Origin of the sequence: Bariatricus sp. HCP28S3_F11 (assembly GCF_052065395.1) — a bacterium.
In the GTDB taxonomy this organism is placed as follows: Bacteria; Bacillota; Clostridia; order Lachnospirales; family Lachnospiraceae; genus Allocoprococcus.
Genome location: NZ_JBQHUC010000009.1, coordinates 55,851 through 81,490, shown reverse-complemented (window position 1 = coordinate 81,490; position 25,640 = coordinate 55,851). Strand labels below are relative to the sequence as shown.

The 25,640-nt window shown below is 44.5% G+C and carries 25 protein-coding genes and 1 pseudogene; 5 read left to right on the top strand and 21 right to left on the bottom strand.

All coding sequences use genetic code 11. The features are described from left to right. Positions 1–147: 147 nt before the first annotated feature. The 12 genes from ACTNBR_RS06500 to ACTNBR_RS06445 form a co-directional block, all read right to left on the bottom strand. Positions 148–1,323: an iron-containing alcohol dehydrogenase gene (locus ACTNBR_RS06500; RefSeq protein WP_427820548.1), complete on the bottom strand. Its 1,176-nt coding sequence runs from the start codon at positions 1,321–1,323 to the stop codon at positions 148–150. A gap of 110 nt (positions 1,324–1,433) precedes the next feature. Next, entirely contained in the window at positions 1,434–2,639 is a 1,206-nt protein-coding gene (locus ACTNBR_RS06495) for a MalY/PatB family protein (protein ID WP_441017284.1), read from the bottom strand. Between the two features lie 75 nt (positions 2,640–2,714). Continuing rightward, a complete protein-coding gene (locus ACTNBR_RS06490) occupies positions 2,715–3,662 on the bottom strand; it encodes a DUF3878 family protein (RefSeq protein WP_441017135.1) in 948 nt (315 codons plus the stop codon). Next, a complete protein-coding gene (locus ACTNBR_RS06485; RefSeq protein WP_441017138.1) occupies positions 3,662–4,675 on the bottom strand; it encodes a transglutaminase domain-containing protein in 1,014 nt (337 codons plus the stop codon). Before ACTNBR_RS06485 ends, ACTNBR_RS06490 begins: the two co-directional genes overlap by 1 nt. Before the next feature lie 34 nt (positions 4,676–4,709). Next, positions 4,710–6,146 (bottom strand): M20/M25/M40 family metallo-hydrolase, encoded by a 1,437-nt coding sequence (locus ACTNBR_RS06480; RefSeq protein ID WP_441017141.1) that lies wholly within the window; start codon positions 6,144–6,146, stop codon positions 4,710–4,712. 284 nt (positions 6,147–6,430) lie between these two features. Next, a complete protein-coding gene (locus tag ACTNBR_RS06475; protein ID WP_441017144.1) occupies positions 6,431–8,338 on the bottom strand; it encodes an ABC transporter ATP-binding protein in 1,908 nt (635 codons plus the stop codon). A gap of 3 nt (positions 8,339–8,341) precedes the next feature. Continuing rightward, positions 8,342–10,090, bottom strand: a complete 1,749-nt coding sequence (locus tag ACTNBR_RS06470) for an ABC transporter ATP-binding protein (RefSeq protein WP_441017147.1) — start codon at positions 10,088–10,090, stop codon at positions 8,342–8,344. Then, positions 10,053–10,565: a MarR family winged helix-turn-helix transcriptional regulator gene (locus ACTNBR_RS06465; protein ID WP_427808098.1), complete on the bottom strand. Its 513-nt coding sequence runs from the start codon at positions 10,563–10,565 to the stop codon at positions 10,053–10,055. The genes ACTNBR_RS06470 and ACTNBR_RS06465 overlap by 38 nt, the downstream gene beginning before the upstream one ends. Positions 10,566–10,717: 152 nt before the next feature. Next, complete coding sequence (locus tag ACTNBR_RS06460; protein ID WP_427808100.1) at positions 10,718–12,100, bottom strand: citrate/2-methylcitrate synthase; 1,383 nt, start codon at positions 12,098–12,100, stop codon at positions 10,718–10,720. Positions 12,101–12,290: 190 nt separating this feature from the next. Then, complete coding sequence (locus ACTNBR_RS06455) at positions 12,291–12,971, bottom strand: TIGR00266 family protein (protein WP_427808102.1); 681 nt, start codon at positions 12,969–12,971, stop codon at positions 12,291–12,293. 19 nt (positions 12,972–12,990) lie between these two features. Beyond that, positions 12,991–13,863 carry a 16S rRNA (adenine(1518)-N(6)/adenine(1519)-N(6))-dimethyltransferase RsmA gene (rsmA, locus tag ACTNBR_RS06450; RefSeq protein ID WP_427808104.1) on the bottom strand — a complete coding sequence of 291 codons (873 nt, stop codon included), beginning with the start codon at positions 13,861–13,863 and terminating at the stop codon, positions 12,991–12,993. A 49-nt stretch (positions 13,864–13,912) separates the two neighbouring features. Next, entirely contained in the window at positions 13,913–14,683 is a 771-nt protein-coding gene (locus ACTNBR_RS06445) for a TatD family hydrolase (RefSeq protein ID WP_427808128.1), read from the bottom strand. A gap of 191 nt (positions 14,684–14,874) precedes the next feature. On the opposite strand from ACTNBR_RS06445, the gene ACTNBR_RS06440 reads away from it, so the two are divergent. Then, positions 14,875–15,165: a hypothetical protein gene (locus ACTNBR_RS06440; protein ID WP_441017150.1), complete on the top strand. Its 291-nt coding sequence runs from the start codon at positions 14,875–14,877 to the stop codon at positions 15,163–15,165. A gap of 57 nt (positions 15,166–15,222) precedes the next feature. Here ACTNBR_RS06440 and saoD read toward each other — a convergent pair whose 3' ends face one another. From saoD to saoT, 5 genes are all read right to left on the bottom strand, one after another. Then, the gene (gene saoD / locus ACTNBR_RS06435) at positions 15,223–15,621 is read right to left on the bottom strand and encodes a DsrE-related protein SaoD (protein WP_441017153.1); all 399 of its coding nucleotides are present in this window, start codon (positions 15,619–15,621) and stop codon (positions 15,223–15,225) included. 9 nt (positions 15,622–15,630) lie between these two features. Next, positions 15,631–15,756, bottom strand: a complete 126-nt coding sequence (locus ACTNBR_RS06430; protein WP_441017156.1) for a hypothetical protein — start codon at positions 15,754–15,756, stop codon at positions 15,631–15,633. A gap of 137 nt (positions 15,757–15,893) precedes the next feature. Then, positions 15,894–16,538 carry an ABC transporter substrate-binding (seleno)protein SaoB gene (gene saoB / locus ACTNBR_RS06425; protein WP_441017159.1) on the bottom strand — a complete coding sequence of 215 codons (645 nt, stop codon included), beginning with the start codon at positions 16,536–16,538 and terminating at the stop codon, positions 15,894–15,896. A 3-nt stretch (positions 16,539–16,541) separates the two neighbouring features. After that, entirely contained in the window at positions 16,542–17,681 is a 1,140-nt protein-coding gene (gene saoE, locus ACTNBR_RS06420; RefSeq protein WP_441017162.1) for an efflux transporter SaoE, read from the bottom strand. Next, the gene (gene saoT / locus ACTNBR_RS06415) at positions 17,678–17,920 is read right to left on the bottom strand and encodes a thioredoxin-like (seleno)protein SaoT (protein WP_441017165.1); all 243 of its coding nucleotides are present in this window, start codon (positions 17,918–17,920) and stop codon (positions 17,678–17,680) included. The genes saoE and saoT overlap by 4 nt, the downstream gene beginning before the upstream one ends. Here saoT and ACTNBR_RS06410 point away from each other — a divergent pair. Further along, positions 17,910–18,080: pseudogene (locus ACTNBR_RS06410) on the top strand (ABC transporter permease subunit SaoP); the annotation flags it as partial. The gene saoT and the pseudogene ACTNBR_RS06410 sit on opposite strands and share 11 nt — an antisense overlap. Positions 18,081–18,183: 103 nt before the next feature. Here ACTNBR_RS06410 and ACTNBR_RS06405 read toward each other — a convergent pair. Further along, positions 18,184–19,098 carry a selenium metabolism-associated LysR family transcriptional regulator gene (locus ACTNBR_RS06405; protein ID WP_427808116.1) on the bottom strand — a complete coding sequence of 305 codons (915 nt, stop codon included), beginning with the start codon at positions 19,096–19,098 and terminating at the stop codon, positions 18,184–18,186. Positions 19,099–19,259: 161 nt separating this feature from the next. Between ACTNBR_RS06405 and ACTNBR_RS06400 the strand changes: the two genes are divergently transcribed. Then, positions 19,260–19,772 (top strand): response regulator transcription factor, encoded by a 513-nt coding sequence (locus ACTNBR_RS06400; protein WP_427808118.1) that lies wholly within the window; start codon positions 19,260–19,262, stop codon positions 19,770–19,772. 86 nt (positions 19,773–19,858) lie between these two features. Here ACTNBR_RS06400 and saoC read toward each other — a convergent pair whose 3' ends face one another. After that, entirely contained in the window at positions 19,859–20,407 is a 549-nt protein-coding gene (saoC, locus tag ACTNBR_RS06395; RefSeq protein ID WP_441017287.1) for a Cys-Cys-COOH (seleno)protein SaoC, read from the bottom strand. A 390-nt stretch (positions 20,408–20,797) separates the two neighbouring features. On the opposite strand from saoC, the gene ACTNBR_RS06390 reads away from it, so the two are divergent. Beyond that, positions 20,798–21,985, top strand: coding sequence for a double-cubane-cluster-containing anaerobic reductase (locus tag ACTNBR_RS06390; protein ID WP_441017168.1), 1,188 nt, complete (start codon positions 20,798–20,800; stop codon positions 21,983–21,985). After that, positions 21,978–23,069 (top strand): 2-hydroxyacyl-CoA dehydratase, encoded by a 1,092-nt coding sequence (locus tag ACTNBR_RS06385; protein WP_441017171.1) that lies wholly within the window; start codon positions 21,978–21,980, stop codon positions 23,067–23,069. Before ACTNBR_RS06390 ends, ACTNBR_RS06385 begins: the two co-directional genes overlap by 8 nt. A gap of 63 nt (positions 23,070–23,132) precedes the next feature. Here the strand turns inward: ACTNBR_RS06385 and ACTNBR_RS06380 are convergent, their stop codons facing one another. Continuing rightward, positions 23,133–23,525, bottom strand: coding sequence for a pyridoxamine 5'-phosphate oxidase family protein (locus tag ACTNBR_RS06380; RefSeq protein ID WP_427820138.1), 393 nt, complete (start codon positions 23,523–23,525; stop codon positions 23,133–23,135). 20 nt (positions 23,526–23,545) lie between these two features. After that, positions 23,546–25,639, bottom strand: a complete 2,094-nt coding sequence (locus ACTNBR_RS06375; protein WP_441017174.1) for a molybdopterin-containing oxidoreductase family protein — start codon at positions 25,637–25,639, stop codon at positions 23,546–23,548. Position 25,640: the final 1 nt, after the last annotated feature.

The following is a 25,640-nucleotide window of genomic DNA, read 5'->3' as shown; positions in this document are numbered from 1 at the left end:
GATAACACAACTATCTCCCCCCTCATAAAGTAGCGCAATCGGGGGAACCCGATTGCCACACTTTACTCTCATTCCTTTAGATAACTATAAAAACAACGAAACCCGTCAGCCGAAAGGTTGGCGGGTTTTCGCGTATCCAATTCATTTTTACAGCATCAGGCGATATATATTTTCCACATCCTGCTGATTCAATGTAACAAAACCACCGGTTGTTCCGTTTTCCACATCTCCATAGCAACAGGTATATGCAAGTTTCTCAATATCTTCTTCTTTTGCTCCGAGTTCTTCAAAATTTTTTGGCATACCAATTGAAATCAGGAAATTCCTGAGTGCTTCGATTCCTTCTTTTGCTGTTCTCTCCGGATTCTGGAAATCCATCTGACATCCCCATACTCTTACCGCGATCTGCGCAAAACGCATGACATCATGGTGAAGATTATAAGTAAAGACAGCCGGCATAACCACAGCAAGCCCTGCACCATGTGCGCAGTCATACATTGCCGAAAGCTCATGCTCAATGCAATGGCTCGTCCAGTCCTGACTTCTTCCCACACCACAGGAATTATTATGCGCCATCATCCCGGCCCACATGATATTGGCACGTGCATCATAATTATCCGGATCTTCGATCACTCTTGGCCCCTCGTGGATCATCGTCAGAAGCAGAGCTTCGATCATCCGGTCTGTACATTCCACTTCTTTGGTATTCGTCAGATAACGCTCGTACAAATGTGCCATGATATCCGTAATGCCGCACGCAGTCTGATAAGCCGGCAGTGTCTGCGTCAGGGCAGGATTCATAATCGTAAATTTGGGTCTCAGTGCTTCCCCCGTAGTGGATCGCTTATACATTCCCTCTTCTTTCGTGATGACAGAATCAGCAGAGCCTTCGCTTCCTGCTGCCGAGATCGTGATCACCGTGCCGATCGGCACGGCCTCATTTACAATACCGCCCTGATAATAATCCCAGAAATCCCCATCATACGGGACGCCTGCCGCGATCGCTTTGGCTGAGTCGATCGTGCTCCCTCCACCCACAGCGAGAATAAAATCCACGCCTTCTTTCCGGCAGAGTTCGATTCCTTCATATACGAGTCCGCTTCTCGGATTCGGCTTTACACCGCCAAGTTCTACATAACCAATCTGTTCTTCTTCCAATGATTTCTTCACGCGCTCAAGCAGTCCGGAGCGGATAACGGAACCGCCGCCGTAGTGAATCAATACTTTTGTTCCCCCGAAACGTTTTACATATTTTCCTGTTTCATTTTCCGTGTCTTTGCCAAACGCAAAATACGTTGGTGCATAAAATGTAAAATTTTCCATACATTCTCCTTTATCTTCATCATGAAAAGTCTGAAAAGTTTCCTTTTCTGTCAGGAAATTATACCATGCGGAATAGGGAAAAACAATCGGATTTTCATCCCTAAATAAGTTTATGGATTGAAAACATACTTATCCAATCGTTCAAACGCCTCCTGCACCCTTGTAAACGGAAGCGCCAAATTCATTCGGATCGAATGTTCTCCGTGAAACGGTCTTCCATCCTGCCAGCCGACACCTACACGATATCCCGCTTTCAGTAGCTCATCCATCGTCTTGCCATTTTTTTCGCACCACTCGGTGCAGTCCAGGAACAACATATAGGTTCCCTGCGGCTTGCTTAACGTCACGCCATCAAAATGTTCCAGAATATAATCATATGCGTAGTTCACATTTCCGGACAATACTTCCCGCAGTTCATCGACCCATTCCATACCTTCCGGTCTGTAAGCTCCCATCAGAGCATACATGGACAATACATTCATGGAATTATAATGGCACTTACTGCTGCAGGCGCGTACGCGGTCACGCAGATAAGAATTATAAATAATATGATAGCTTCCAATCAGTCCCGCCAGATTAAATGTCTTGCTCGGTGCGTAAAGTGCCATTGTACGATTTCTTGCATCTTCGCTGACCGACTGCAGCGGAGTATGATGATTTCCATTTAAAATGATATCGGACCAGATTTCATCTGAAATCACGATACAGTCATTCTTCCGGTACACTTCCATTGCTTTTTCCAGCTCTTCGCGCTCCCATACTCTTCCGGTCGGATTATGCGGATTGCAGAAGACCGCAACGTGGATCTTATTCTTCTTGATCTTCTCATCCATGTCGTCATAATCCATTCGCCAGATTCCTTCTGCATCACGTTTGAGCTCACTGAGGACGATCTTGTATCCGGCATTGGTAATACTTCTGGTGAATCCGATATAGGTCGGACTATGCACCAGCACACTGTCCCCCGGCGCAGCAAATGCGTTGAGCGCTGAAACAAGTCCTCCCAACACTCCATTCTCATATCCAATACATTCCTGAGTAAGCCCGGTGACATGATTACGTGTCTCCTGCCAATTGATGATTGCCTGATAGTACTCTTCTCTGGGATCAAAATATCCAAACGCAGGATGTTCAAGACGTTCTCTGATAGCCTCCTGCACAGTCGGGACTGTTGCGAAATTCATATCCGCAACCCACATCGGGATAAAATCAAATTCCTCATCACGAGGTCCAAAATCCGGAGATTTTTCCGGTACATCGACTGCAATAGCATCTTTTCCCAGGCGATTCATTATTGTTGTAAAATCATACTTCATTTTCATTCACTCTCCTTATTTATTATATAAATTCTTTGTCCATATCACCACAATCGTTTTCCTAACACTTGCCCATTATAATTCATAACTCTCCACTACCACTTTCCTATTCACGATCCCCTTCTCCCAGATCATCAAATGTACCTGAAAATTAATCCCGTCTTTCACATTCACAAAAGGTTCTTCTCGGAGGAGCACAGATTCCTGCCCCTGAAGTTTCAGTTCTTCCTGCCTCTTTTTCACCTTCTCAATCAACGCCATATATTTTTGATCTTCTTCTCCGAATGAGCGCCTCGGATATACTGCAGATTCTTCTTTTAATCTCTTATTTAATAAATCCACCAATTCTGCATGCGCATTCCGGTGCAGCATTCGTGCGATCTCTTTAGCCACCGTCGAAAGAGGATATCTTCGATAAAATCTGAGGATCCGCTTCATTCGCTTATCATTCACCTTGCCGGCCAATTCTTCCATCACCGTGATTGCCTCTTCGGATGGTCTCCATCCATCTTCTCTCGGTACAATATATTGATTCGGAACCGCCGGATAACAGCAATAATTCAACGGCGGGAATTCCGACAATGCAGCTAATTCTCGCTCCTTGGGCGTGCAGAATTTCTCCCCCAGATAATACAATTTATCTCTTAAGATTGCGATCCGATACTCCAGCTGTCTGAGATATTCGTATCCCTGTACCCAGAAATGTCCGATTTCTCCATAATCATAAAGATGTACCTCTGGAAATATATCATCAAAAAACAGAGTGACCACTGAATTTCCCTGGCGTACAATCAAAATATACTCCTTACCATTATGGCTGATGGAGGCTTCCAGCTCTCCTTCATAGTCTTTCCGGTACTCCCCGGTCATCCTTGCATTTTTAAACACCAGAAAGCTCTCTACCGCATCATTCATCAAATAAACAAGACGAATGTCCTTGTCTGCCTTTTCTTGCTTTTCCCGAAACACCAGTTCAAATTGATCCTGTTCCAGAAGTTCCTGCAGCATAGCTAATGCATCCACTATTCCAGTTCTCCTTCATTTGCTTCTTCCACCACAACTTCCGCCTGACCAATTTTTTCCGTAAACGCGAATCGGATGACTGCCTGTGACCAGTTCAGGCTGATCTTTGCTCGTTTTCCTTTCTCTTCTCCTGCCTTTTGGATCAACTCCAACAGTTCTTCGAGTACCGTTTTCGTCAAATATCCTCCTCGCCAGTGGAATGTGAACATTTTCCCTTTCTTCGCCGCCTGAAGCGCTCTCTTATATACCTCTTCCTTTTTGGTAAATGATAATTTCTTTTCTTTATAATAAAAATGATCCCCATCTATACAGGCCGGTGCCGGTACGATCAAAGGCTCATGATCCCGAAAGATACTTTTATCATCCAGGTTGAAATAATCGTAACGCACTTCATCCTTTCCAAGCGTATTATCAAACGTTGCATCCAGATGATAATATTTTCCACCGATTTTCACAATATTCCATGTATGGCGATATTTAATCCCCTTATCCGGGTTGTTGCCGCAGACTGTAATGATGCACCAGATTCCCAGTGCATCACACAAAATCTTTACTGACTTTGCAATACCCTCACATACCCCGACACCTTGTCCAAGCGGACCGATGATTTCATGGGAATATGGCTTTTTCAGCTTATCATAATGTATATTTTCACAGATAAAATCGTGTATGTATTTCTCTTTGTCCCACTCGGGCAAATTCATTGCCGGGCGTACTAATTTGTCAACTCTCGCCTTCATGGCTTTCTGATGCTCTTTAATTTTCCCTTTTTCGAACAGATACTCCGGGACAAATATGAGATTGGGTGAATCCGGATAATATTTGTATTTATAGCCGGGCACCCAGAATATTTCCGGGTGGTCGAGGCGAAGGCGGAAGAACACGTTGTAAAGGTCTTCTGCTTCTAGTCGGGGAATCTGAAATTCATCTGAAATTGCAAGCACCCCCTGAAGGATTGCATGGTATGCCCCCTGCTGCTGTTTTGTCATCTTGTTGTAATAGTATGGTTCCATAGATCCAATTACCTCTTATTTCATCAAGGGATGACTACCGACTCTTCTTCACCACATTCTTATAAAAGTCAACTCCCATCGGAAGTGTCCCCTGATAAATATTCTCGTTCAACGCATGAATGCTTCCGTACTGCTGCCCATCGATGTACAGCGGCGCAAAGCGGATACAGTTTTTGCTGACTTCGGAATAGTATTTTGCGTCGGTTCCGCCGGTCATGATATACGGGCAGATACCGATTCCCGGATACATTTCTTTTGCTGTTTCTTCTACAAGACGGAATGCATTGCTGTTATAATCTACGATCGGGCATGGCGGATCCTGGCAGATGATTTCTGTCTCGATATCATATTTCTTTGCGATTTCACTCACGGCTTTGATGCTCTCTTCATTTGGCTGGTGATGGCTGAAACGCATATTGCCGGTCACATAGGCCTCCTGGGGGAGTACGTTCAGGCCATCGGATCCTTTTGCCGTGGTGAATGCGAGTGTCGTGTGGATCATCGCGCCTGCCACGGAGTTGATAGATGGAAGTAATTTCTCCAGAAGCGGCTTGAACAGCCACATATTGGCAAAGATTACTTTCATTCCAAAATCCATATTCGGAGCGCAGCGCCGGAACATTTCATCCAGTGTCGGTGTGAATTTGTTCACGAACGGGCTGTGTTTTTCTACATCTACCATAAATTTTCCGAGACGAACAAGCGGAGAATTCTTCTTCGGTGCGCTCGCGTGTCCTCCGTTGCTTCTGGCCGTGAATTTGACATCCCCATATCCTTTTTCCACAACGCCGACCATGCCATAGGTTCCTTTGACTCCACCGATCGGCTCTTCGATAATCATGCCGCCTTCATCCAGTACCAGCGCAAGTTCGATTCCCTGTTCTTTCAGATATTCAACGGTAGCCGGAGCTCCGTCACCGCTCCACTCTTCAGTACAGCTGCTTCCGATATAGACATCTACTTCCGGCTGATATCCTTCTCCGATCAGTTCTTCGATCGCCGTGAAGATGCAGAAAAGGCTTCCTTTGGTATCCACCGTTCCTCTTCCCCATACTCTTCCTTCTTCGTCGATGTCACCACTGAAAGGGGCATGTTCCCAAGTTCCGCCTGCTTCTACCACATCCTGGTGGCTCATAAAAAGAATCGGGTTTTGACTGCTTTTTCCGCTCCATTTAAAGAGCAGGCTTCCGTTAAATACATGCTTCTCACAGTTCTTATGCACGTTCGGAAATAATTCTTCCAAAACCTCATGAAATTCATAGAACTTGCTTCTGTCTTCCTGATTCAAACAGGAGATCGTCTCTTTCTGAATCATTTTTGCCAGACGTTTTCCGTATTCCACACTCCGCTGACTCGTATCAAGCTTCACTTTTGCTTCCTTTGCTTCAGTCGGCTTCAGCATGACCGCGCGGAGCACTACAATGAGAATCAGCACTGCAAGAGCCGCCAGAATCACTCCAATAATCATCATATTTTTCTTCCTCCTTCTTTTTTAAAGCTCACGGGTCAAGTCCTTGACCCATATGTATTTACGATAGTGATACATCACCCATGGGATCTTGCCCACTTCGTCCAGACAGGTACACGCATATACAACGAGCACCGACCAGTTCTTTTCGCTCTCATACAAATAAAAGTATATGGTATTGCACAGGAAAAAGCAATCTGTTTTATCGGGTGCCCGGATACGACATCAGGGGATGTCTCTTCGTTTCCGAAGGGCACATCCCCTGACATAAATTCCATATTTTTCATTTACGCGCTGATTGCATTCCCGGTATAAAGCTGATAATACTTTCCTTTTTCCTCCATAAGCTGTTCGTGCGTTCCCCGCTCAATAATTCTTCCCTGTTCGAGAACCATGATACAGTCTGAATTCCGTACCGTTGACAATCTGTGAGCGATGACAAATGTGGTACGTCCGTGCATCAGTTTATCCATACCGTCCTGAACGATTCGCTCGGTTCTTGTATCGATCGAGCTGGTCGCCTCATCAAGAATTAGTACAGGTGGATCTGCGATCGCTGCCCGGGCAATCGCAAGAAGCTGTCTCTGACCCTGACTTAAGTTTGCCCCATCTCCGTGAAGCATGGTATCATACCCCTGCGGGAGTCTTCGGATAAATCCGTCTGCATTGGCAAGCTTTGCCGCTGCAATGACCTCTTCATCGGTCGCATCCAGTTTCCCGTAACGAATGTTTTCTTTGACCGTTCCGGTAAATAAGTGTGTATCCTGGAGTACGATTCCCAAAGACCTTCTCAGATCCGGTTTCTTGATCTTGTTGATATTGATTCCGTCGTACCGGATCTTACCGTCCTGAATATCATAGAAACGGTTGATCAGATTGGTAATCGTCGTCTTTCCTGCTCCGGTAGATCCTACGAATGCGATCTTCTGTCCCGGTTCCGCATAAAGTTTCACATCGTGAAGAACGATCTTCTCGTCTGTATATCCGAAATCAACTCCGTTGAAGACTACATGACCTTTCACTTCTACATAATCTGTAGTTCCGTCTGCCTGATGCGTATGTTTCCATGCCCATCTTCCGGTACGCTCCGCACTCTCTACAAGCTTTCCGTCTTCTTCTTTTGCATTGACCAGCGTAACATAACCTTCATCCTTCTCAATCGGTTCATCAATCATCCGGAAAATTCTCTCTGCACCGGCCATTGCCATAACAACCGCATTGAGCTGGTTACTGATCTGGTTAATCGGCATACTGAAGCTCTTATTAAAAGTCAGGAAACTTGCAAGTCCGCCGAGTGTAAATCCGCCCACATGATTCAGCGCAAGAATACCTCCCACAATCGCGCAGATTACATAGCTCACATTTCCAAGCTGTGCGTTGATCGGTCCTAACACATTGGCAAAGGTATTGGCTCTGTCTGCACTCTCAAAGAGCTGATCGTTCAGTTCTTTGAATCGTTCTTCATTTTCCTCTTCATGGCAGAAGACTTTGACAACCTTCTGTCCATTCATCATTTCCTCAATATATCCGTTAACCTTTCCAAGATTCACCTGCTGTTCCATGAAATATTTTCCACTCTTGCCTGCCGCGAATCCGGACGCTTTGATCATGAGCGCCACCATAACCAGGGTCACAATCGTAAGCGGAATATTCAAGATCAGCATACTGACAAATACACTGATGATCGTAAATCCACTGTTGATCACCTGCGGAATACTCTGGCTGATCATCTGTCTCAACGTGTCGATGTCGTTCGTATAGACCGACATGATATCTCCATGAGCATGAGAGTCAAAATACCTGATCGGCAGTTTTTCCATGTGTTCAAACAGATCATTTCGCAGATCCCGCAGCGTTCCCTGCGTTACATTGACCATGATCCGGTTATACAAATAGGTACACAGTACTCCCAATGCATAGAACACGGCCACTCTGCCAATCGCATGTGCAAGCGGTCCGAAATCCGGCGTGTCGGAAAGCAGAAACGGCGTAATGTAGTCATCGATCAGGTTCTTGGTAAACATGGTTCCCTGCACATTTGCAAGCACACTTCCGCAAATGAATAAGAACACGAAAATACAATGGATCTTATAGCTTTTGAGAACATATTTCATCAGTCTTATAAATAATTTCCCGGGATCCTTAACCTTCGGTTTTGTTCCTCTTGGAGCTCCCGGCTTCATTGGTCCTGCCATCTTCTATTCACCCGCCTTTTCATCAAAATCTCCGCCGCCTTTTGTCTGAGATTCATATACCTCACGGTAAATCTCATTTCCGGCAAGCAACTCTTCATGCGTTCCGAATCCATCCACTTTTCCTTCATTCAGGACAAGGATCCTGTCCGCACTCTGCACACTTGAAATTCTCTGTGCAATAATCAGTTTTGTCGTATCCGGTATTTCCTCAGCAAAAGCTTTGCGGATTTTGGCATCGGTTGCCGTATCCACCGCACTGGTACTGTCATCCAGGATCAGAATCTTCGGTTTCTTAAGCAGTGCCCTCGCGATACAAAGTCTCTGCTTCTGGCCGCCGGATACGTTATTTCCTCCCTGCTCGATATGTGTCTCATAGCCTCTTGGGAATCTCTGGATAAATTCATCCGCACATGCCAGCTGACATGCCTTCTCACATTCTTCACGAGTCGCATTTTTATCACCCCAACGCAGATTATCCAGAATCGTACCCGAAAACAGTACATTATTCTGCAGCACGACGGAAACCTGATTACGGAGGGATTCCATATCATATTCCTTAACATTTCTTCCGCCTACAAGCACTTCTCCCTGCGTCACGTCATACAGACGGCTTACCAGATTCACAAGCGAAGTTTTCGCACTTCCCGTCCCTCCGACAATTCCGATCGTTTCACCGGAATGAATACAGATATTAATATCCTTCAACACCGGCTCTCCTGCATCTTTTTTATAAGAGAAATCCACATTCCTGAATTCAATAGAACCGTCTTTCACTTCATGAATCGGTTCTTCCGGATTCTTCAGATCACTGGTCTCACTTAGAACTTCAGAAATACGTTTAGCACTTGCCATACTCATGGAAATCATAACGAAAACCATGGACAGCATCATAAGACTCATCAGAATATTCATACAGTATGTCAGAAGACTCATCAATTCTCCGGTGGTCAATGTATCAGAAACGATCATTTTTGCACCGAGCCAGCTGATCAGCAGAATACAGGTATAAACGGTAGACTGCATGATCGGTGAATTGTAAACCAGATTGCATTCAGCCTTTTTAAAGATCTTATAAATATTCTCACTCGTCCGCTTAAATTTTTGTGTTTCCTCTTCTTCTCTTACATAAGCTTTTACCACCCGGATCGCTGACACATTTTCCTGCACAGAAGCATTCATATCATCATATTTCGGAAAAGCCATCTGAAAATATTTGGTTGCATTGCTCATGATAAAGAACAAAATTCCTCCCAGAATAATTACAGCAATCAGGTAGATGGAAGCCAGGCGCGCGTTAATACGGAATGCCATCACCATCGCACAGATCAGGCTGGCAGGCGCACGTGTAAACATCCTGAGTACCATCTGATAGGAATTCTGGATATTTGTCACATCCGTCGTAAGTCTTGTCACAAGCCCGGCTGTGCTGAACTTATCAATATTGGAAAATGAAAATGTCTGGATATTGCGAAACATCGCTTCTCTTAAATTTCTCGCAAATCCTGTGGAAGCCTTCGCTCCGAACCTTCCTCCCATAATTCCGGCAAAAAGCCCCACAAAGGCTGCAACGATCATCACCGCTCCGACTTTGTAAATGTGTCCCATGTCTCCGGCATTGACTCCGTCATCAATAATAGAAGCCATCAAATACGGAATCATCATTTCCATGAGCACTTCCAGAATCATGAACATCGGCGTTATGATTGATGCAGCTTTAAATTCTTTTACTTCTTTCAGTAATGTCCGAATCATCTCTCTCCTCCTTGTTGATAAAAAGTTCCTTTTGTTTTATAAGATTTTTCTCTAATTTCTCAGTAACAATAAAAAAGGCATCCAATTCTTCATCTGAGATTCCTTCCAGCGTCCTGACATTAAGTCCACTGATGATCCCTTCGATTTTTTCATGGGTATAAATCCCTTTCTCTGTGAGCAATACTTTCTTAAGGCGGGCATCATAGTCCACCGACTCTCTCCGAAGATATCCTTTTTTCTCCATCAACTGAATAACGTTCGTGACAGACGAACGTCCTACTGAAAAGTGCTTTTCAATGTCTTTTTGAAAAATATCGCGGTCCCGGTTCTCATACAGATACCGAATGATCCATCCGTGCATCAGTGTAATCTCATCGATTCCTGCTTCCTTCACATGCATCGACAGGTTCCGGCGCATCATATGATCCAGCCGCTTGAGGACCAGACCGACCTGATCCCGCTTCTTTTCTGTCATCCGACTACCGCCTTTCTTTTAGTTCGTTTTCGAATTGTTCGATACTAAACATATTTTACTTCAATATTTCTAAATGTCAATCTTTTTCTTGACTTTTCGTCTATATTTTGGGTAAGCAAAAAGAGCAGTTAAACAACTGCTCTTCTCATATACTATGATCTATCTTCCATCTTCACATACTCTCTGTGCGGTGCCAGAGGCTTATATGCCGGACGAATGATCTTATCTACATTTTTCAACTCTTCCAGACGATGTGCACTCCAGCCTACTATACGTGCTGTCGCGAAAATCGGTGTGTAAAGCTGCTCCGGAATTCCCAGCATACTGTATACCAGTCCACTGTAGAAGTCCACATTCGCATTTACACCTTTGTACATCTTTCTCTTCTGTGCTATGATCTCCGGCGCCATCTTTTCTACTTTTGCATACAGATTGTATTCTTTTTGACACCCCTTCTCGACAGCAAGCTTTTCTACAAAGCTCTTAAAGATATCTGCACGCGGGTCAGAAACAGAGTAAATCGCATGCCCCATTCCATAGATCAGCCCCTTCTTGTCAAATCGCTCTTTGTTCAAAAGGCCTTCCAGGTATGCACGCACCTCATCATCATCGTCCCAGTCCTTTACTTCCTTCTTCATATCGGCAAACATCTGAGTCACTTTGATATTGGCACCTCCATGCTTCGGGCCTTTCAGAGAAGCCATCGCCGCTGCCACGGTAGAATAGGTATCCGTTCCGGATGAAGTCACAACGTGCGTCGTAAATGTCGAATTATTTCCGCCGCCATGATCCATATGCAGTACAAGTGCCATATCCAGAAGCTTCGCTTCCAGATCGGTATACTGTCTGTCCTCACGCAGCATCATCAGGATATTCTCCGCTACAGATTTATCCGGCTCCGGTGCATAAATATAAAGGTCATCACCCATGCGATAATTATATGCATGATAGCCGTAAACCATCAGCATTGGGAACTGGCTGATCAAATTCAAGCACTGTCTCAGGACATTCGGAATGCTTGTGTCATCTGCCTTGTCATCATAAGAATACAAATTCAGAATTGAACGCGACAGGCTGTTCATCATATCACGACTGGGGGCTTTCATAATAACATCCCTGACAAATGTCGGCGGCAAGGTTCTTCGCTCCACCAGCATCTCATGAAACTCCGCAAGCTGCTTAGCATTCGGAAGTTCTCCAAAGAGCAGAAGATATGCGACTTCCTCAAATCCAAAGTGTCCTGCCTCCAGAAATCCTCTGACAAGATCCTTGATATTATACCCCCGATAATAGAGATTGCCTTCACAAGGGACTTCTTCGCCATTCACGATCTTCTTTGCGCAGACATCCGAAATATTCGTAAGCCCGGCAAGTACACCCTTCCCATTCACATCCCGAAGACCACGCTTCACATCATATTCCGTGTAAAGCTCCTTGTCGATCGCATTACTCTTCTCACAGAGCGCCGCAAGTCTCTCAATCTCCGGTGTATTCTCGAACAACACCTGCTCCACAGTTTTTCCGTTATTGGTCATCTACCATACCCCTTTCTTTCTGTCTTAAACCAATAAGTACCTTTCGCCATCAAGCGTCTCCAATTTTGGTGTGTTGCTCTATTCTATCAAATAGTATACAAAAATACAATCCTATAATTCTTAAAGTTTTATAACCTAATTATTAATTGTTACTGTTCTGAGCCAAGCAGATTTGACAAAAACTGTTACATTAATTTCCAGCTGGGAAATACGGTCTCAGTGCATTTGCAACACTGCTGATTGGCATCGTCTGAAGCCATACATGCCCCGGTCCGGTAATTACAGTATTAAACAGTCCTTCGCCTCCGAATACCATATTTTTAAGTCCCGGTACCGTCTGGATATCCATCTGGCAGCTCGCAGTCATTGCGGCAAGATATCCGGAATCTATCACGATCTGCTGTCCAGGCTGCAGATCATACTCCACAACGTGTCCATCGAATTCTGCAAATACAATTCCATTTCCGGATACTCTCTGCAGGATAAAACCTTCCCCTCCGAACAGTCCAGAGGCTACTTTTTTCTGAAAATGCACGGTCAGGCTTACTCCTGCTTCCGAAGCCAGAAATGCCTTCTTCTGAAAAATATATTCCTGTCCCGGTCTCACCTCAAACGCCTTAATCGAACCCGGAAAACTGGATGCAAATGCAATCAGTCCCTTCCCGCCCTGAGACGTGTAAGTATTCTGAAACATGGATTCTCCGGAAAACATTCTTCCGAATGCTTTACCGATTCCTCCATTGGTAGATGTGTCCATTTTCATATTCGGAGACATCCATGACATAGATCCTCTCTCTGTCACCATCTGCTCCCCATCCTCCAGTTCGCAGATTACTACCGGTAATGTGTCACCTTGTATCTGATACCTCATACTTGTTTCCTCCTATATTCTACATCAGCTCACCGATGTGATTTGCAAGTTCTGCAAACTCTTCCAGTGTAAGAGCCTCTCCCCTGATACTTGCCCCTCTTCCCAGACGGTCGATTGCCTCACTGATGACCTCTTTCGGCAAATCCAATTCCGGCGAGTTTTTAAGCCCGTTCGCAAGCGTCTTTCTCCTCTGATTGAACGATGCCCGGATAATCCGGAACATCAGTTTTTCATCTCTGACGTGTACCGGCGGCTGCGCATGTCTGGTAAGTCGGATCACAGCAGATCCCACAGTAGGTCTCGGCATAAAACAATTCGGCGGTACATTTGCAACAATATACGGTTCGGCATAATACTGAACCGCAAGCGACAAAGCACCATAATCCTTTGTACCTGGTCCTACCTGCATTCGGTCTGCCACTTCCTTCTGCACCATAACTGTAATACTCTCCAGCGGCACATGATTTTCGAACAGTCCCATGATAATCGGTGTCGTAATATAATATGGAAGATTCGCAACCACCTTAATCGGCTTTCCTCCATTTTTCTCTTCTGCAAGCGCAGCAATATCCACTTTCAGAATATCTTCGTTAATCACTGTCACATTATCATAATCTGATAAAGTATCCTCCAGGATTGGGATCAATGCTTTATCAATCTCCACCGCCGTCACTTCTCGCGCCGCACATGCAAGATACTGCGTCATCGTTCCAATCCCCGGCCCGATTTCCAACACAAAATCATCCTTCGTAATGTCCGCTGCCCGGATAATCTTATCCAGTACATGCGTATCAATCAGAAAATTCTGTCCGAATTTCTTCTGAAAATTGAATCGATATTTCTGCAGAATCTCAATGGTATTCTGCGGATTCCCTAATGTCGGTTCTTTCACTTTGCTGTCTCCTCTCGTTTCTCACATAATACGGCAGGGATTCTGCCTGCTAAACAGGATCCAGCCGATACATTCTGCGTGCATTTTCTTCCGTTGTGGCAATCACTTCTTCTGCCGAAATCCCCTTCAATTCAGCAATCTGCTCTGCAACATATAATAAATAAGATGATTGATTCCGCTTACCCCGAAACGGTTCCGGTGCAAGATAAGGGCAATCTGTTTCCAGAAGGATACGCTCCAGTGGCACTGCCCCCACGACTTCTTTCATCTTCTTTGAATTCTTAAACGTAACCACTCCGCCGATTCCAATGTAAAATCCCATCCTCACATATTCCTCAGCCATCTCTTTTGAATAGGAATAGCAGTGAATCACACCCTCAAGATCTTTCGCATAATTCTCCATCACATACATTGTATCCGCAGCAGCATCACGGCTGTGGATCACCACCGGGAGATTCAGTTCCTTTGCCAGTTCAAGCTGACGTACAAACCACTTTCTCTGAACCTCATGCGATTCGTTATCCCAATAATAATCCAGACCGATTTCTCCAACCGCAACCACCTTATCCTCTTTAAAAAATTCCCGCATCTTTGCGAACTTTTCCTCATCAAGAACCCCCACCTCATCCGGATGAATCCCGACAGCCGCATATACATGCGGATACTTCTTTGCAAGCTCCACTGCGTGTAAACAAGATTCATACGTGGCACTTACATTTACAATCGTTCCTACCCCAAGGGACGGCATTGCTTCCAGAAGCGCATCCCGATCTTCCTGAAACTGCTCATCATCATAATGAGCGTGTGTATCAAATATCATTTTTGTCACCCTTCATTTGTCTCTATAGTCCATACCAATTTGCATGATACATTTGTAGTATATCACATTCTTTCTTAAAGAAAAATATATTTTTCTCTTGCCCCTTGTCTCCTACTTATGTATACTAGAGGTAGTGTAAAAATGGAAGTCGGGGCGACTATCCATCCAGCAAGTTAAAGGAGGTTTTTGCAATGAAAGTATATGATACTGTAAACAATGTAGAATTAGAGGCTGATACTCAGGGACTGATTGATATCATGGTAGCAGGACGTCAGGTTGATGTATATCTCCCGGCACCAAGATCCGATGCTGACGGATATCTTACATGGGATGTAGAACACTGGTCATCTATCGACAACAGACGTTTTATCCGCTGCTATTCCTACAAAGGAAGAGTTCTCAGTGAATCTACAGGTCATAACCTGTACGATCTGGCAAATGATTTCAAACCGGAAGAAGCTGTAAAAATTGAACTCAGCTAAGCTGACAAAAATGGCGGGAAATTCAAGTAAATTTCCCGCCATTTTTGTTTCATATTTTTACAGAGTAATCACCTGATCCACTCCTGCCGGTGCAAGTGCTGCGTATACGTTCGGGAAACATCCGATTCCTGCCGGTGCGATCAGCTTGTCAGCGATATCTCTCTGGTAACAGCATCTGTCGCATGCCATCAGAAGAACGCCTGTCTTCTCACTTAATTTCTGAAGTCTTGCAGCGATATCAGATCCTTCGACAAGCATATATGCATTGTCGAAGAAGAACATCATACCAGCAACCTCAACTCCGTGACGATCTTCTTCCATCTGAGGAATAATCATGTTCTCAAGGATTTCTCTTGCGTGTTCGGCGCATAATCTGCCACTTCTCCATTCACAATTTTTACAAAGACCGGTTCGCCGGATACCGCGGATACAGTCCCAATATTCCTGCTCCGTCATAGACAGTTCCTAAAGCACACCTGCTTTATCTTCCTCAAGATTAAATGCTCTGCCTTCATTCACTGTAAACTCCAGAATATAATGTCTCACCTGATTCTGTCTGCTATTAAACTTACGCTCTACATTCTGTTCCATATTCAATTGCTTCCCTTCTAAACTTTTTCCTTCTAAAATAATTAATTGCAATTCCTTTTTCTTTTGTCACTTAAGCCGTAGCTTCTTTTCCTGCCCTTAAAAGTTTTCGAAATTCCTTCTACTGATATGGACATTTTCTAATCCTCACTTTCTTCTAACCGTAAAAATTGAATTGTTTTATCCTGAAACCAGCTTTTTTCCACTCCCAGTTTCTCTGCCAGGTATTCCGGCTTATTCAGCTTGTCAACTGCTTTGTTGTAGCTATTTATAAAATCTGCAAACGCTTCCGTCTGAGCAAACTTTTTGTCAACGACGATAACATAGGAAATATAATCCGTGTCAGAAAGCGGCTTGCACAAGTAAGATGGCACTCCCGCTGCCTTTGTTAAATCCTGAATCACTGCGTCCACCTGTCCGTCTTCCAGAGAATACAGAATTCCTTTTTGCGTAATTTCCTCAAATTTTTCATTCTGGGGGTAGGTTTTCTGCGCAACTGCCTTTTCCTGCTCTCTTCCCTGACTGACTCCAACCGTTCTTACCTGATCAAAATCATCTTTAAAACAGATCACTTCTGCATTCATCACGGTTGGTCCATAAATCATGACGTTCTCATTTTCCTCAACCGTTTCATTCATCAGCACTCCGGAGATATCGTCTCCTGCACCGATCCGGATCACTGCATCCACATTTTTCTCCCTTTCCTTCGGGAAGAAAACGGTTACCATAACTCCGACCAGAATAAAACCTGCCAGAAAAACCGCAATCTTCTTATCGCTGTTCATCTGCTATGCCTTCTTCATTTTAGACCTGACAGCCTTAAACAATGCATATGCTGCATACGCAACCAGAATCCCACTGCAGATCCATTCGCCCCAATCCGGCAGTGCAATGATCAGTTTATTGGCCTGCTGAATCGTGTGTGACGTTCTGTCAAAATCCAGTACCGGATTGAATCCCGGCATAAGCAGACGGTTTGTAAGATAACCAACCAGATTGGATATCACAACCACCATGGAAAAATACATAAACATGGCTCGTTTCCCAATCGTTTTGGAAATCGTAAGCAGCTCCGGGATATTGGTTCCGGCCCCGGCCATCAAAAAGGTGATTGCCACTCCGGGGGCCGCACCGCTCGCAACCAGCGCTGCAATAAACGGGATGTGTCCTACTGCGCAGACATACATGAGTGCTGCGACAACTGTAATCCCCAGAAGGGAGATCATACCCGGATTCCCCAGATAATCCTGCACAAATGACTGTGGTACCACTGTAAAAAGAAATCCCGCGATCAGCATTCCGGACACCGTGTATTTGCTGATAGTCACGCTCAGTTCTGTAAACGACCATCTCAGTCCACTCTTCAGTTTTTCCCAGACGGACGGTTCCTCGAATTCCAGCTGGATCATAGCCGGTTCTTCCTCTTCGTCTGTTTCCAGGGAAATGGTTCCTTCTGCTTCTTCATTATTCTTATTTCGAAGACCGATATGCAGTTCATTCCCCGCGAAATGATTTGCCACGATTCCAATAATCATCGGCGCGACAAATCCGGTTATTATGTATATAATCGTAATTTCTTTTCCCAAAAGTCCCCATGCCAGAATCACAGCCAGAGGATTGATCATCGGTGTACTGGTCATAAATGCCAGTGTCGGCCCCAGATATGCACCACTGTAATACATACTGATTCCAAGCGGAATCGTTCCGCAGCTACAGATTGGTATAAACATTCCGGACAATGTTGTCCAGAAGGCTCCGCTGATCCTCTTGGAACCGATCGCGGTTTTCTGAATCTTCTCCGGTTTCAGGAATTCATGCAGCACACCTGCCACAGCAAAACTGAATACCATCCACGAAGAAGAACTGTTCAGCATTGACCACGCGGACTGAATGATGCTGAAAATAAAACTTCCCAATTCGGATATCATAACTTCAATGCCTCCTCAAAAGCCTGACGCACAGCAGGTTTCGTCAGCTTTGTAATTGCTTTTTTCTCATTAATAATCAGCATACTTTTCGTAGTTGCTCCATACTTTTTTATATAATCGAAATCTTTTCCAGCACGATAAATTTTTACATTTACCCGTCCTTCATATTCTTTCTCCAGGACTTGAACCAAGTCGCCAAATACTTCGCATCACGCACATGCACAATGAGCGGAGTTCATTGCGACAAGTGCCGGGTTCGGTTACATAATGGTGGAAGCACAAGGAAGACTGCAGACAGAGAAGGTTCTCGCTTATATGGTGATTGCCGGACTTATCGGCTTCCTTATTGATACAATCTTAGTTCTTTGTGAACGCGTATTATTAAGATGGAAAGAATAATAAAGACGGAATCTACGGCATGTCCACCAGGTTGCCGCCGTCTAAAAAGGGTGCTGCCCCATAGATAAATCATCATCTATGGGGCAGCACCCTTTTTTATTCATTATATAATGCTGTATTTTTCCACACAGTAATCTTTAAGTGTACCGATCATTTGTTCCGCTGCTTCTCCCAGTCTCCTCTCTTTGTGATACATTAAGTACATTTTCCGCTTTGTATTCACTCCGCCAAAAGAGAATTCCAGTACTTTCTGCTTATCCAGAGATTCCTTTGCTGCGGTTTTACTGATAAACGCAATTCCTGCTCCCGCTTCTACTGCTCTTCGCACCATCTCTGAAGATTCAAACTGCGCCGCCACATGCAATGATGTAGTATCCAGCTTCAGTGCCTGTTCTATATTTTCAGAGACATTCTTTGTCCCACTGCCCAATTCACGCGTTATAAACCACTCTTTTCTCATCTGCTCAACCGGGAATTTTCCGTTCATATTCCTGTATTTTGCCGTGTTGGGTGTAATCAGGATAATCTCATCTTCAAACAACATTTCCATATGAATCTTTTCACTTTCGCTATCAAGTCCTCCAATCCCGATTTCTACTTCATAATCCAAAATTTTCTGCAGAACATCACCGCTGTCACCTTCCGAAATCCGGAAACATATATCTGGATTCTTAGTTCGAAAATAAGCCAAAAACTGCGGAAACATATAATGCCCCGGCACCGATGAAACAGCTACATTGACCATTTGGTTCATCTCATTTTCACTTCGGCATAATTGTTTCAGTGCCTGATTCTCCGTCTCTAATAACTGCAATGCATATGGATAAAATACCTTTCCTTCCTCAGAAAGCAAAACATCCTTTGTCGAACGAACCAAAAGCTGTACCCCCAGTTCGGCTTCCAGTTGTTTGATATGTGTGCTGATTGTCGGCTGTGACAAATAGAGATATTTGGCAGCCAAAGAGAAACTTTTGTAATTTACAACTCCAATAAAACTTCTTACGTACTCTAAACGCATTTTACTTACTTTCAACTTCCTTTAATAACATAAAACCATATTTCTATTTCTTTTATAATTATAATGCTCATTCACACTTTAGTCTAATCGAAAAAAGCAATGGATAATCTTAATTATTTATTATATCTATTTATTTAGATTCGGAATATTCTTTTTCATCTTTGTTAAAAGAACTTAGAGAACGCCAGATTCTGACTCCCGTGATCCTGCTGAGCGGACGTGAGGAAGATTCAGCCCAGGTAGAAGGTCTGGGGCTTGGTGCTGATGATTATATGACCAAGCCATTCAGCAAAACAGTACTTGTTTCCAAGATCCGTGCAATCGTAAGACGAGCACAGCAATATACTGCAGTACCGTCGTCCCCATCTGTTCTCCAGACTGTGGCACAACGCGGAAGTTTTACTTTTCACTTTGATTCACAGACTGTCCTAAAAGATGGTAAAGAGATTTCGCTCTCATCAAAAGAATTCGCACTGTTATGCCTTTTCATAGAGAATCCGGAAACGCTCCTCACGAAACAGGAGATTTTTTCCAAGGTGTGGAAAAGTGAGGCTTCTGATGATAACACCATTCTGGTCTACATCAAGCGTCTGTGTGACAAAATCGAAGATACCCCTTCTAAGCCAAAGCATCTGATGACAGTATGGGGAAAAGGATACCAGTTTTTCCCTTAATATTCAGCAAAACGCGTCATAGACGCGTTTTGTTTTATCTTTAACTTGAATTGCCCTAATTAGAAATCTCTAATTTACACGACATCTCAGCAATCTTCCATTCCTTCTCCAAAGAGGTTCATCGGTGCATTATCGACCACCCTGTAAATGCCGTATCCCACTTTATTTCCTTTCTGTCCCTGCAGGACAAATTCCATTTCGTCCTTCTCATCTATATTCTTGAACGTAATCTTCTGATTCTCAACAGGAGCCGGAATCGCTTCTGTGAAGCCATAATCAATGCTGTTTCCCGAGTCCACTGTAACCAGCAGCCACGTATGCCCCTCCAGCCTGTATATGACGACCAAATCGTCAAGGCCATCGTTCGTCAAATCATTTTCACAGGCAACAAGCACCTCCGCTCCCGGATACTCTGCCAGAAACGCCTGCAGAATCTTATTGTCTTCTGAAACATTTTCCGCATAATCCAGTTCTCTTCCAACCGGTCCTTCCTCGGCCTCTTGCTTCTCTTTTTCCTTCATCTGCTCATAGACATTATCCAGTTTTCCCCGGATTAAAAATCCTGCAAATACGAGCAAAACGATCGGTACTGCTTTCGCCCACGTGCTTCGTAAAATTGATTTCTTTTCTTTCACTTTATTTCCTCTGTTTGTTTCTTGCATTTATAACAATTCTGTAATATATTCTAACTGCATTTTTTTAATGTAAAGGAATTATCCATTTAGGTACTTGGTTTTTTCAAATATCAAAATTCCCAATAAATCACTATTCAAATATTATCTTTTCATGCAAGTCGGTTGTTTCATTGCCTATTTGATTTTCGTAACATATAATAATAGGTAGTTTGTAACTGTTCAGAGCCAAGCAGATTTGTCAAACAAGGGCGATGAATGCTTGCATTCGTGAGCACTTTTTTGTACAAATCTATTTGGCGGATACGCCACACTGAGGAAACACGAAGTGTTTTCGAGGTTGGCTCTGAACAGTCACAGTAGTTTTACAATACGTTAAAGGAGGAAAATGACATGCCAACTTCATTGCCTGAACATTTTGAGGATTTCGCAGAAGCCAGACGGGAAGGCTTCCTCAAAGTAAAAGAATTAAAAGACAAGGGTGAAAAAATATGCGGCGCTTTCTGCCAGTACACCCCATCCGAAATCATCTATGCAGCCGGACTTTACCAGGTGGCTCTCTGTGGTCGAAGTCCTGATCCCATCAAAACTGCCGAGACAAGGCTTCCTGCCAATTTATGTCCTCTCATCAAAGCAAGTTACGGACATGCCCTGGAAGAAAGCTGCCCATATGCTTATTTCTCAGATGTGGTTGTCGGTGAAACAACCTGTGACGGCAAGAAAAAAATGTACGAACTTCTTGGGGAATTAAAACCAATGCAGGTCATTCATCTTCCGAATGTACCGGACTATGAACGTTCTCTGGAAATGTGGACCGAAGAGATCCGAGCATTTGCCAAAGGTCTGGAAGAGAAATTCAATGTCACGATCACGGATGATATGCTGAACGAGTCCATCGAATGGTGCAACAAAGAAAGGATTCAGGCTGCCCGCATCTATGAATTGGGTAAATACGACCCGCCGGCTATCACCGGAACCAAAATGAACGACATCATGGAAGGCGAGCAGTATATGTTCGACCGTGAGGCAAAATATAATAAGATTAACGAGATTCTTGACCAGTGCGAGAAGAACTGGCACGATGGTATCTATCCATATGAACCGGATCCGAATCGTCCGCGTCTGATCGTTTCCGGCGGCGGATACGGCGGAGTCTCTGCCAAAACGATCAATGTTATGGAAGAACTTGGCGGCGCCATCGTCTGTTATGAAGGCTGCTGCGGCATTTCCTCACGCCGCCGTCTGGTCGATGAAGACCGCAGCCGTGATCCATATGTCCGTATCGCGGAAAAATATATTGAAGTTCCTTGTGCAGTTGTTTCTCCGAACTACCGGCGTATGGATCAGGTCAGAGAAACGATTAAAGAATGGCACGCAGACGGGTATGTGAGCATCACGCTGCATTCCTGCAACCCATTTGCCATCGAAACCGAAAATATCCGTCGTGTCTGTGAAGAGATGGACATCCCGCTCCTACATATTGAGACCGATTTTTACCCAGGTGATGCAGGACAGATCCGCACCCGAATTGAAGCTTTCCTTGAAATGATTCGTATGGGAAAGGAGGCTGCACATGAATAATCAGAATTTGCAGCAACTGATCGATGACTGCCATAAAACCGGGAAAAAAGTGGCTGTTTTATTCTGTTCCCATGTGCCTCAGGAAATTCTTCTCGCCGCAGATATGATCCCGCTTCGGATCCCCTATGTGCGGGGTGTAAAAGATGCAGCCTCACGGCTTCTCCCCCGCAATGTTTGTCCGGTTGTGAAGAACTGCTGTGATATCTGCGAGGATGAGGCTCTCAAAGATGCCGATTTAATTCTCGCCGAGACTTCCTGCGATGGAAAACGAAAAATGTACGAACTGATTTCACGGCAGGACCGCGTTTATTTTTATCAAGTTCCACAGGGTGCTGACCGCCATTATGTGAAACCGCTCATCCAGTCTGAATGCCGTTTTCTCATCCGGGAACTGAAAAAGCGTTTTGATGTAGATGTGACAGAAGAAAAAATTCACTCAGCCGGAGCTCTTCTGAACCGTGAGCGTGAAAGTATTATGAACCTAATGGAAATTCAGCGTCAGACTCCGCCGGCTGCCTGGGGAAGTGAGATTTTCGAAGCACTGGAAAAGCATCGTACGATTCCGGATATCGAAGAGCGGATCGCTGCCAACATAAAAACCCGTGATGAACTGCTGAGCAGAGAAAGTCCTGTGCCGAAACGGGCAAAACGAATCCTCGTAACCGGATGCCCGTTAAGCAGCATTTACCAGAAAATCCTGCACACTGTTGAAGAAAACCGAGGGGTTGTCGTATGTATCGAGAACTGTGAAGTTGTCAAATCTGCCATCCGGCATTTCGACACAGAAAACAGCGATGTCATTGCTGCGCTTGCAGACTGCTACCAAAATACCGCCTGTGCGATCATGGCTCCGAATAATCTGCGTTTCCGGCTGATCGAACGCCTCTGTGAAGAGTATAAAGTGGACGGAGTTCTGGATGTCACACTGCAGACATGCCACCCGTATACAGTGGAAAGAGACAAAATGCTGAGGCTTTGTGAGGATTCTCTCGGAATTCCTTACATGGCAGTGGAAACGGATTCTTCCGAAGAAAACAGCGGACAGCTTGCGACTCGTGTTGCGGCATTTATTGAAATGTTATAACGGGGACAGGTTCCGTGGCTCACTCACAAGAGAGTGAGTCACGGAACCTGTCCCCAAAACAAACTAGAAACAAATCGTCTCCGGTTCACTTGTGAAGCTGCTGAATACTGCAGTTGCATTCTGAAAATAAAATACTGCTGTATTTCCATCATCTTCGGAATACATGGCTCTAAGAGATGTATAATCATCCAACATAGATTTTCTTGCCTCTCTTCTGTCATCTTCTACCAATTCTCCTGATACGCGAAGCCATTTTCCGTTCATGCATGCGCAGACTTCTACGTTCGGGTTCTCTTTCAACTGTTTATACACACTTTTCACTTTTCCGGTCTGTATATATAACTTTCCTTCAAAGATATGCGCCGTTCCAAAAGGTCTGACTCTTGGCTGGTTTCCGTCCATCGTTGCGAGATAATATGTTTCTGCTTCTTTTAAAAATTTTTCAACGCGTTCCATGTTAGTATCCTCCATGTTCTTTATTTTATACTTGTCACTTTACAAGGTACGGATTTGAATGTCAAGAATCCGGACAATGGATCTGAATACTTCATACTGCAGATTTCATTGACATTATGTTTCTTCCATTCTCCTTCCATATAGAAGCTTCCTGCACCGCCGGCAATATGTATACTGCCTTTTGCCATCGGGCAAATGCGTACTTTGAATTCACCTTTTCCAAAGACTGTCTCTACGATTGCTTCTTCTCCATCTTCCAAGCCATAACGTTTTGCATCTTCTGCGTTCATATCAATTGTTGGAAGTGGTTCTCTTTCGGCTATTTCCTTTAATCCTGGTCCAAATGAGCAAAACCTTAGGGCACTTCTTGCAGCTGTTGTCATAATGAGTGGATATTCTTCTTTGCTTCCCATTTCTTTGACAGAACGGATATCCTCATATTTCGGATACGGTGTATAACCGCATTCTGCGATATAAGTCGAACTGATCTCAAATTTCCCGGAAGGAGTCGGAAATCCCGGCTTACCATCCTCGCGCAGTTCTCCGGTCTTATATTTTTCATATTGGATTTCAGGTGGATTGACCACACCATATTCACTCTTCTTAAGCCGGTCAAGCAGTTGCTCGTTGCCACCGCACATCCAGAGCATAAGCTCCTCATCGTTCTTCGGATATGCGTCTCCAAAGCCCATTCGCTCCGCCAGTTCCTGTAAAATAAACACATCACTTTTGGCCTCTCCGACCGGTTCTATGATTCGGTTACGCAGACGCATGCCGCCCTGAACCGGAACGACCGACTGATCTTCATAATAAGTTGTGGCAGGCAGAATCACGTCAGCATATTTTGCATCATCGGTCATAAACCGGTCGAGAACCACCAGACAATCCAACTTTTTATAGACCTCGTGCCACAGGCTTTGTTCCGGATATGTGATGGCCGGAGAGGCTGCACAGATCAGCATTCCCCGCACCGGATACGGATCGTCATGCAGCACCGCCTCCGGTATTTTCACAAACTGTCCGCTTCCGGTAAGCCTGCTGTAAAGCGGAAATTCTTTCGCACCGACAGCATCTTCCACAGTTTCCATCGGTCGTAGAGGAATCGTCGGATTCTTCTTAGAAGCAATACAGATTCCGCCGGGAACATCGATTTTCCCGGTGATCGCCCAAAGTATCTGGATGGCTCTGTTATTTTGTACACCGCTCAGCTGATATTCCAGTCCTGTGTATGAAATCAGTGAAATCTTTGTCGTACTGCAGAAAATATCTGTTAATTTGCGGATGTCTTCCATGGAAATACCGCAGCACTCTGACATTTCTTCCAGGGAAACCGTTCTCAGATATCCTGCAAATTCATCGAACCCTTTTGTATATTCATTAACAAATACTTTGTCATATCGTTCTTCTTCCACAATAATCTTCAGCATCGCAACCGCGAGTGCTCCGTCTGCTCCCGGAATCACCGGAATCCACCAATCGGCAAGTTCTGCCATTCCTTCTCCTCTCGGGTCAATCACAATGATTTTTGCACCGCGCGCTTTTGCTGCCTTTACCAGTTCCAGTGTAGTAAGCGGTCCGGAATCTGTTTTTGAATTTTTCCCCCAGATAAATACGACTTCACTGTTCGGAATATCCTGATAAAGCTTCGGCGTCGGGACACCATAGGTCAGTACAGGTGTCATCATATTAGAAGAGACATTACAGATACATCCACAGCTCATATCGTTATGGGATCCCAGATTTTTAAAAAATGCATTCACTCCGTTAAAGCATCGCATCGTTGCTGCTTCTCTTCCGCTGCTGCCCACATAACTTACCAATGCGTCTGCACCATATCGCTCTTTAATTTTCATAAATCCGGCTGCCGCTGCGTCTAAAGCCTCTTCCCAAGTGGCCTCCCGAAACGCTCCGCTTCCTTTCTCTCCGTTGCGGATCAGTGGTTTCCGTATCCGTTTTTCTGAATAAACGATCTGTGGAGATAATGCCCCACGCGGACAGACACGCCCTCCCGGGCAGTCCCTGTCGGGTTCTACTTTGATCAGTCTGCCGTCCTCTACAGTAGCTTCAATCGGACATTTATCCGGACAGATGCCGCAAAATCCTTTTTTCTTCATT

Coding starts and splice junctions, on each gene's coding strand:
- ACTNBR_RS06470 (WP_441017147.1), bottom strand. CDS start 10,090: ATGATTCGGACATTACTGAAAGAAGTAAAAGAATTTAAAGCTGCATCA.
- ACTNBR_RS06430 (WP_441017156.1), bottom strand. CDS start 15,756: ATGGAACAGAATGTAGAGCGTAAGTTTAATAGCAGACAGAATCAGGTG.
- ACTNBR_RS06480 (WP_441017141.1), bottom strand. CDS start 6,146: ATGATGATTATTGGAGTGATTCTGGCGGCTCTTGCAGTGCTGATTCTC.
- ACTNBR_RS06455 (WP_427808102.1), bottom strand. CDS start 12,971: ATGAGGTATCAGATACAAGGTGACACATTACCGGTAGTAATCTGCGAA.
- ACTNBR_RS06440 (WP_441017150.1), top strand. CDS start 14,875: ATGAAAGTATATGATACTGTAAACAATGTAGAATTAGAGGCTGATACT.
- ACTNBR_RS06485 (WP_441017138.1), bottom strand. CDS start 4,675: ATGGAACCATACTATTACAACAAGATGACAAAACAGCAGCAGGGGGCA.
- ACTNBR_RS06445 (WP_427808128.1), bottom strand. CDS start 14,683: ATGATATTTGATACACACGCTCATTATGATGATGAGCAGTTTCAGGAA.
- ACTNBR_RS06475 (WP_441017144.1), bottom strand. CDS start 8,338: ATGGCAGGACCAATGAAGCCGGGAGCTCCAAGAGGAACAAAACCGAAG.
- ACTNBR_RS06465 (WP_427808098.1), bottom strand. CDS start 10,565: ATGACAGAAAAGAAGCGGGATCAGGTCGGTCTGGTCCTCAAGCGGCTG.
- ACTNBR_RS06500 (WP_427820548.1), bottom strand. CDS start 1,323: ATGGAAAATTTTACATTTTATGCACCAACGTATTTTGCGTTTGGCAAA.
- ACTNBR_RS06375 (WP_441017174.1), bottom strand. CDS start 25,639: ATGAAGAAAAAAGGATTTTGCGGCATCTGTCCGGATAAATGTCCGATT.
- ACTNBR_RS06495 (WP_441017284.1), bottom strand. CDS start 2,639: ATGAAGTATGATTTTACAACAATAATGAATCGCCTGGGAAAAGATGCT.
- saoD (WP_441017153.1), bottom strand. CDS start 15,621: ATGACGGAGCAGGAATATTGGGACTGTATCCGCGGTATCCGGCGAACC.
- ACTNBR_RS06385 (WP_441017171.1), top strand. CDS start 21,978: ATGAATAATCAGAATTTGCAGCAACTGATCGATGACTGCCATAAAACC.
- ACTNBR_RS06460 (WP_427808100.1), bottom strand. CDS start 12,100: ATGACCAATAACGGAAAAACTGTGGAGCAGGTGTTGTTCGAGAATACA.
- saoE (WP_441017162.1), bottom strand. CDS start 17,681: ATGATATCCGAATTGGGAAGTTTTATTTTCAGCATCATTCAGTCCGCG.
- ACTNBR_RS06380 (WP_427820138.1), bottom strand. CDS start 23,525: ATGGAACGCGTTGAAAAATTTTTAAAAGAAGCAGAAACATATTATCTC.
- ACTNBR_RS06390 (WP_441017168.1), top strand. CDS start 20,798: ATGCCAACTTCATTGCCTGAACATTTTGAGGATTTCGCAGAAGCCAGA.
- saoB (WP_441017159.1), bottom strand. CDS start 16,538: ATGAACAGCGATAAGAAGATTGCGGTTTTTCTGGCAGGTTTTATTCTG.
- ACTNBR_RS06405 (WP_427808116.1), bottom strand. CDS start 19,098: ATGCGTTTAGAGTACGTAAGAAGTTTTATTGGAGTTGTAAATTACAAA.